Consider the following 4,513-nt stretch of genomic DNA (forward strand, 5'->3'; position numbering starts at 1 on the left):
CCGGCCCGCTCCAGTTCGCGCACGGCGGCGCTCGTCGCCTCGGCGACCTCGGGGAAGACGTAGAGGCGTTCGAACTGAGCGAGCGCAGCGTCGACGAGGTCGGAGGCCGAAGGTCGAAGGGTTCCCATTCTCGGAATCGTACGGGGGCGTCGTCACCTGCCCGCAGGCCGACACGACTGCGGGGAACGGTCGCCCGCACCCCGCAGTCGTGCGTCGCGGGCTACCTGCCGGCGCGCGGGTCGAACCGTCCGGTGCTGACCGCGGCGACGACGCCGCCGTCGACCAGCAGGTCGGCGCCCGTGATGAAGCTCGCGTCGGAGCCGAGCAGGAACGCCGCGGCATCCGCGATGTCGTACGGGGTGCCGACGCGACCGGTGCCGGAGGCCGCGATCATGGCGCGCATCTGCCCGCCCGACTCGCCCGCGAGCTCCTGCTGGCCCATCGGCGTCGAGATGACGCCGGGGCTGATGCTGTTCACGCGAGCACCCTTCGCACCCCACGTCGCGCTCGCCGCGCGCACCCGCAGGTGGTTGGCGTGCTTGGCGAACGGGTAGGCCGCTGCGGCCTCCGTGATCGAGCCGAGCGCCGGAAGCGCGAGCAGCTCGTCGCTCGGCGCGTTGGCGAGTGCGTGGGAGATCTCGGGTGGCAGCGGCGGCAGGAAGTGGCCCGCCATGCTCGCGATGACGAGGCCCGCGCCGCCCGGGGCGATGACCCGCTCGAACTCGTCGAGCACGAGCGCCGTGCCGAGCAGGTCGACCGCGAGGATCGCGTCGCGCGGCGCCTGCACCGGGGAGAGCCCGGCCGTGTGCACGACCTGGGTCACTCGGCCGAGCGCCGCCGCGGCGTCGGCCAGTTCACCGACGGACGCGCGCGACGACACGTCGACGACGTGCGCGACGACCTCGAAGCCGTCGCCCCGCAGTGCGCCGCCGACGCGGTCGAGCGCGGCCTCGCTGAAGTCGGCGATGACCACGGTGCGACCGGTGCCCTGTCGGCGGGCGATCGCCTCGCCCATGCCGCCGACCCCGATGACGACGAGGACGTCGCGCGTGCCGGGCTCGTGTGCAGGCGTCATGCCGCCGACCATCCGCCGTCGCTCGCGAGCACGACGCCGTTGATGTTCACGCCGTCGTCGCTCAGGAGGAAGGTGATCGACGCGGCGAGGGCCTCGGCCTCGGCGGCATCCGGAAGGATCGCCATGGCCTGTCGCACACGCTCCGCGCCGAGCGGCGAGGCGAAGGTCGCCTCGATGTTCGTGATGGTCGCGCCGGGGGCGACCGCGTTGACGCGAAGGCCGCTCGGCCCGTACATGAACGCCGTCGACTTCGTGAGGCCGACGACCGCGTGCTTCGACGCCGTGTAGGCGACGCCCGCCGCCGAGCCGCGAAGCGCGGCTTCGGAGGCCGTGTTGACGATCGAACCGGTGCCGCGCGCGAGCATGACGGGCACGACGGCGCGCATGAGCTTCATGGTGCCGTCGACGTTGACCGAGAAGACGCGCTTCCAGACGGCGTCGGTGAGCTCGCCGATCGGCGTCATGTCGTCCATGATGCCGGCGATGTTCGCGAGGCCGTCGATGCGGTCGCCCGCGGCGGCGACGATCTCGGCGACCTTCGCATCGTCGGTGATGTCGGCCACGAGGGTCACGATCTCGGCGCCGGTGTGCTCCGACGCGAAGTCGTCGAGGCGATCCTGCGAGACGTCGACGGCGATCACGCGGCCACCCTCGCGGGCGATGCGGGAGGCCGTCGCCCGACCGATGCCGGAGCCGGCACCGGTGACGATGACGGTCTTGCCGGCGAAGCGGCCCTGGTCGAGGCGCTCGACCCACTCGGGGCGCTCGACCTCGGGTGCGGCATCAGCGGCGTCGACGGCGTCGGCGGACTCGGTCGTCGGCTCGGGCGCCTCGGCGGATGCATCTGCTGCCCCTGCCGGCACGTCGCCGGCCGCGGCGCGTGCGACGAGCTGGTCGACCATCTCCTGGCTGAACTGGCCCTTGCTGAGCTTGATGAGGCGCTTGATGGCGAGGCGCTGCACGGGGCGCATGACGTCGGCGTCCTGGCCGGCCTGGGCGAGCAGGTCGCGGAGGATCGGGCCGCCCACGGGGTGCTCGAGCCAGGTCTTGATCGAGTCGTCGCCCGAGAGGGTCTTGGGGGTGCTCATGGTGGTGCTTCCTTCTCTTCGATGTGGTGCGAAGCCATACCGGACATCCTTGTCCGGTAGTAAGGTAGCACCCGTGCCTGAACGCGGGAAGGGAACTTCCGAGGGCCGCAAGGCCAATCGCGGGCCGAGCGCCGGTCCTGAGAATCGGCGCGCCATCATCGCCGCAGCGCGCGAGGTCTTCGCCGCCGACGGCCTGCAGGGACCGTTCAATGCGATCGCCAAGAAGGCGGGCGTCGGGCAGGGCAGCCTCTACCGCCATTTCCCTGATCGCCTCGCGCTCGCGCTCGCCGTCTTCGACGAGAACATCGACGATCTCGAGGCGGCCGTCGAGCACGAGGGCGCGACACTCGACGACCTCCTCGAGGCGATCATCGGGCAGGCGGTCGTGTCGACGGCCCTCATCGACCTCATCTGGCAGCACCAGCACGACGAGCGCGTCGCCCACCTCGGTTCGAGGCTCGCGGCGGTCGTCGGCGCGGTCGTCGTGCGCGAACGCGCGGCAGGGCGCATCGGCGACTCCGTCGAAGACGCCGACGTGCTGCTCGCCGTGTCGATGCTCGCCGACCTGCTCGCGCGCACCGGCGCTGAAGATCGCCGGCAGGTCGCCCAGCGTGCGTGGTCGATCTTCCACGCGGCATTCGCTCCGCGCTGACGCCGGGTTCAGTCTTTCGTTCGATGCGTCGGCGGCGAGCCGAAGAGGAGGATCGAGGTGAGGCTCGACCGCCTCGCCTGCCTTCGAAGGGAACCGCCATGCAGAAACTGTTCTACGCAGCCTTCGCGTACATGATCGTCGGTGTCGGCTCCGGCCTCTTCTACCGCGAGTTCACGAAAGCCAACGACTTCCCCGAAGGCCAGTTCACCCAGCTCGGCCTGGCCCACACGCACCTGCTGACGCTCGGCTTCATCGTGCTGCTCATCGTGCTCGTGATCGAGAAGGTCTTCGTCATCTCGAAGAGCCACCTCTTCGAGTGGTTCTTCTGGGTCTACAACGCGGGGGTCATCGTGACGTCGGCCATGCTGATCTGGCACGGCTCGCTCACGGTCATGGGCGAGGAGTCGACCTCGGCGATCGCGGGCATCGCCGGCCTCGGCCACATCGCGCTCACCGCGGGCATGGTGCTGCTCTTCCTCGCACTGCGCAGTCGCATCGTGGCGCCGGCAGCCGCACAGCCGGTGGCGGCGGCGACCGCCGCCGACTAGGCAGCGCCCCGCGCGGCCCGCCGCCCGGGCGGCGATCGCCCCGCCGCGACTGTCAGGTGCGTGCGTCACACTGAAGTCGTGATCGCCGACCATGCCCTCAGCTGGCGGCCGCGGCATCCGACCGATCTGCGGCAGACGCTCGGAGCGCTGCGGCGCGGCGGCGCCGACCCGGCATTCCTGGTCGACGCGACCGGCGCCGTCTGGCGCACGACGCGCACGCCCGAGGGCGATGCGACCCTGCGCCTGACCCAGCCCGATGCCGAGACGCTGCGCTGCGAGGCATGGGGGGCCGGCGCGGGTGCAGCGGTCGCGCAGGCACCCGAACTGCTCGGCGACGCCGACGACCCGACCGGGTTCGAGCCGCGCCTCCCCGTGCTCGACGACGCGCACCGGCGCAATCCCGGCCTGCGCATCACGCGCACTGCGCAGGTCTTCGAGGCCCTCGCCGCCACGATCCTCGAGCAGAAGGTCATCACCCTGCAGGCGCACGATTCCTGGCGCCGCCTGCTCACCGGATTCGGGGCCCCGGCGCCCGGTCCGACGCCGCGGCCGATGCGGGTCGTGCCGTCGCCCGAGGTCTGGCGCACGATCCCGAGCTGGGAGTGGCACCGCGCCGGCGTCGACCCGAAGCGGGCGCGCACGCTGGCGAACGCGGCAGGGTACGCCGACAAGCTCGAGGCCGTCGTCGCGATGAGCCCGGCGGATGCCGCGGCTCGCCTCACCCTCATGCCGGGCGTCGGCCCGTGGACCGTCGCCGAGGTCGCCCAGCGCGCGCTGGGCGACGCCGATGCGCTCTCGGTCGGCGACTACCACCTCTCGAACTACGTCGGGCATGCGCTCGCGGGGCGCGACATGACCGACGACGAGATGCTCGAGACGCTCGAGCCGTGGCGCGGCCACCGCTATCGCGTGGTGCGGCTGCTCGGCGCAGCGGGGGTGCGAGGCCGGCCCCGGCGCGGCCCGCGCATGGCCTTCGTCGACCACCGGGCGATCTGACCGGAGCGCAAGCGGGGGTCCGTTCCCCGGGAGTTGTTCCCCTGGCGCATAGGACACGCATAGGCTCTGCAATTACCGTGCTTTGAGGCCGACCCGGCTTCTCCCGATTGCGAAGGACACACACACCGTGAATACAACCGCCTCCAAGGTCAAC

5 protein-coding genes are annotated in these 4,513 nt (G+C 71.7%); 3 read left to right on the forward strand and 2 right to left on the reverse strand.

The window, feature by feature from the left end; all coding sequences use genetic code 11:
* Nucleotides 1-220: 220 nt before the first annotated feature.
* Nucleotides 221-1,075 (reverse strand): SDR family oxidoreductase, encoded by an 855-nt coding sequence (locus tag VIP82_RS04855; protein ID WP_331906214.1) that lies wholly within the window; start codon nt 1,073-1,075, stop codon nt 221-223.
* Complete coding sequence (locus VIP82_RS04860; protein ID WP_331906216.1) at nt 1,072-2,163, reverse strand: SDR family NAD(P)-dependent oxidoreductase; 1,092 nt, start codon at nt 2,161-2,163, stop codon at nt 1,072-1,074. The genes VIP82_RS04855 and VIP82_RS04860 overlap by 4 nt, the downstream gene beginning before the upstream one ends.
* Nucleotides 2,164-2,236: 73 nt before the next feature.
* Here VIP82_RS04860 and VIP82_RS04865 point away from each other — a divergent pair, with 73 nt between their 5' ends.
* From VIP82_RS04865 to VIP82_RS04875, 3 genes are all read left to right on the forward strand, one after another.
* Nucleotides 2,237-2,815: a TetR/AcrR family transcriptional regulator gene (locus tag VIP82_RS04865; protein ID WP_331906218.1), complete on the forward strand. Its 579-nt coding sequence runs from the start codon at nt 2,237-2,239 to the stop codon at nt 2,813-2,815.
* A gap of 98 nt (nt 2,816-2,913) precedes the next feature.
* Complete coding sequence (locus tag VIP82_RS04870; RefSeq protein ID WP_331906220.1) at nt 2,914-3,363, forward strand: DUF2871 domain-containing protein; 450 nt, start codon at nt 2,914-2,916, stop codon at nt 3,361-3,363.
* Between the two features lie 78 nt (nt 3,364-3,441).
* Nucleotides 3,442-4,359, forward strand: a complete 918-nt coding sequence (locus VIP82_RS04875; RefSeq protein ID WP_331906222.1) for a DNA-3-methyladenine glycosylase family protein — start codon at nt 3,442-3,444, stop codon at nt 4,357-4,359.
* Nucleotides 4,360-4,513: the final 154 nt, after the last annotated feature.

The sequence above is a fragment of the Microbacterium sp. genome (genome assembly GCF_036566905.1).
Classification (GTDB): domain Bacteria; phylum Actinomycetota; class Actinomycetes; order Actinomycetales; family Microbacteriaceae; genus Microbacterium.

What these genes read in the sequence shown, in the direction of transcription:
- VIP82_RS04870 (WP_331906220.1), top strand. Translation starts at nt 2,914, where the DNA reads ATGCAGAAACTGTTCTACGCAGCCTTCGCGTACATGATCGTCGGTGTC.
- VIP82_RS04855 (WP_331906214.1), bottom strand. Translation starts at nt 1,075, where the DNA reads ATGACGCCTGCACACGAGCCCGGCACGCGCGACGTCCTCGTCGTCATC.
- VIP82_RS04860 (WP_331906216.1), bottom strand. Translation starts at nt 2,163, where the DNA reads ATGAGCACCCCCAAGACCCTCTCGGGCGACGACTCGATCAAGACCTGG.